Below are 2,182 nucleotides of genomic sequence, written 5' to 3' on the forward strand. Positions count from 1 at the left end.
AGCCCGGCCGGCGACCGCCGCGCCGAACGCGGCCGCCGTGCCGCCCACCATGAACGCGCGCCTGGTCGCCCGGTGCTTCGCCGGATCGCCGGCGTTACCGCTCGGCTCTGGGTTGTCCTGCTCGGTCACTGGCCTCTCCCTGCGCATCGGGGCGGTCGAGCCGCGGTTTCCGCATCCAACATAACGGGAAGCCGCAGGGTCGGTCAGGGCTACGCTGACCCCCGTGAAATCAACAGATTCCACCGGTGAATCCGACCCGGCCGTCGCCGCCGCGGTCCGGCTGCTGCACCGGCGCCGGGGGTGGATCTGGGCGACGGCGATCAGCGTGGTGGCCTTCCTGGTGGCCTGCGGCCTGCTCGGTGCGCGGGCGCCGGACGCCAGCGGGGCGGGTGTCGCGGTCGCCTCGGTGTTCATCCTGCTGCTGGCCGCCACGGCGGTGGCTGGCCTGGTCGCCTCCATCGTCGACACCGTGCGGGTGCACCGGCTGGACCCCGGCGTCCGGGCGCAGGCGGCACCCCGGACGGCGCATTACCCGGTCCGGGCGCACGCCTACCGGTACCCGCCGCGGCACCGCTGGACCTGGGTGTTCAGCTGGCTGGTGATGGCGATCCTGCTCGGCCTCGGGGTGGTGGCGCTGCCCGCGCTGGTCGACGGCGTCGCCTATCTCGCGGGAGCGGAGAGCACCGCGACCTTCGTCCCCGCGTCCTACGGCCAGGTGTGCGGCCGCGGCGGATGCTCGACGATCACCAATGGCTACCTGGGAACCGGCAGCAACGCCGCCCCCGCGACCTGGCCGGGCCAGGTACCGATCGGCGTGGCGTTCACCGTGCGGGAGCCCGTCTGGAACTGGGGTTTCGGCGGTCAGCTGATCAACGGCGACGGGAGCGCGATCGCCTACATTGTCCTCGGCGTCCTGCTCGACGGGTTCGCTGTGCTGATCCTGTTCGCCAGCTACAAGACGGTGCGGCAGTGGCGGCGGCATCGACAGCAGGCAGGCTCGGGCCTGGCGATCGGCTAGCTGCCGTCGCGCAGGTCGGCCGGAGCGCCTGGCTTGCAGGCGATCTCCTCGAAGACGGCGGTGCAGCCGGGGCCGGTGGGCGACTGGGCGAGGAAGCCGACCCGGGCGCCGGACGCCTCGCCGAGCGTGAAATAGCGCAGCAGCCGCCACCAGGCGCCGTCTTCCGACGCGTGGAAGGCCCACGCCCGGCCGGACCTGGTGATCCGCAGCCAGAGCGGGCCGCCGGCGGTCTCGAACGAGTTGCTGTCGTCGGAGGTGCCGTGGGTCACCACGGTGACCGCGGTCGGCCGCCGCTGCGGTGACAGCTCGTAGCAGAGCTTGGCCCAGCGCCGTTCTGACAGGTAGAGCAGCAGCACGCCCGCGTCGAAGACGCTGCCGAACCGCACGGTGACCCGCGCGGACAGCGTGAAGTCCAGATCGCCGGGCAGCCCGGTCAGCCGGCCCGCGTCCGGCCTGGCCCCCTCCCCGCCCTCCGGGTCGATGAACAGGTCGGACTTCGCGCCGCTGGTCAGAATGAGGCTGCCGCCGGAAACGGTGGCCTGGCATGCCGGGTCTCCCGAGGGCTCAAGCGGGAACGGCACTCCCGGGACAACCAAGTCGGTCATTGTCGAAGTGTCCCACGGACAACGCTGTTCACTAGGGCCGGCTTATCAGGTGGATGATGTGGTCATGACTGACTGGACGGGGCGCACCGCCACGGAGATCGCGGCGGCGGTGCGGGCGGGCGAGGCGACGGCCGGTCAGGTGATCGCCTGCCACCTGGACCGGATCGCGAAGCTGAACGGGGAGCTAGGCGCCTTCATCCGGGTCAGGGCAGCGGAGGCGGCCAGCGAGGCCGACGCGGTCGGCAAGCGGGCCGACCTGGCGGAGCTGCCGCTGGCCGGAGTCCCGGTAGCGGTCAAGGACGCGGTGCCGGTCGCCGGGGAGCCGATGCGGATCGGCAGTGCCGCGCTGCCGGACGCGCCGCAAGGCGAGGACCATCCGCTGGTCGTCAGGCTGCGCGCCGCCGGAGCGGTCGTGATCGGCCTGACCAACCTCCCCGAGCTCGCGATCTACCCGTTCACCGACAGCGCGTTCGGGATCACGCGCAACCCGTGGGACCGGCGGCGCACCGCGGGCGGTTCGTCGGGCGGGTCGGCGGCCGCGGTCGCCGCGGCGCTGGTG

At 72.8% G+C, this 2,182-nt stretch carries 3 protein-coding genes; 2 read left to right on the forward strand and 1 reads right to left on the reverse strand.

Annotated elements, in window-relative coordinates:
* The first annotated feature begins 223 nt into the window (after positions 1–223).
* On the forward strand, positions 224–1,018 hold the full coding sequence (locus WA805_RS25570; protein WP_425243615.1) for a hypothetical protein: 795 nt from the start codon (positions 224–226) through the stop codon (positions 1,016–1,018).
* Here the strand turns inward: WA805_RS25570 and WA805_RS25575 are convergent.
* A complete protein-coding gene (locus tag WA805_RS25575; protein ID WP_422277500.1) occupies positions 1,015–1,623 on the reverse strand; it encodes a DUF1349 domain-containing protein in 609 nt (202 codons plus the stop codon). The genes WA805_RS25570 and WA805_RS25575 overlap by 4 nt on opposite strands.
* Before the next feature lie 64 nt (positions 1,624–1,687).
* Between WA805_RS25575 and WA805_RS25580 the strand changes: the two genes are divergently transcribed.
* A partial coding sequence (locus WA805_RS25580) for an amidase family protein (protein ID WP_425243616.1) occupies positions 1,688–2,182 on the forward strand: 495 nt, incomplete at its 3' end.

It is taken from the genome of Trebonia sp. (genome assembly GCF_049794275.1).
In the GTDB taxonomy this organism is placed as follows: domain Bacteria; phylum Actinomycetota; class Actinomycetes; order Streptosporangiales; family Streptosporangiaceae; genus Trebonia.

What these genes read in the sequence shown, in the direction of transcription:
- WA805_RS25575 (WP_422277500.1), bottom strand. Translation starts at nt 1,623, where the DNA reads ATGACCGACTTGGTTGTCCCGGGAGTGCCGTTCCCGCTTGAGCCCTCG.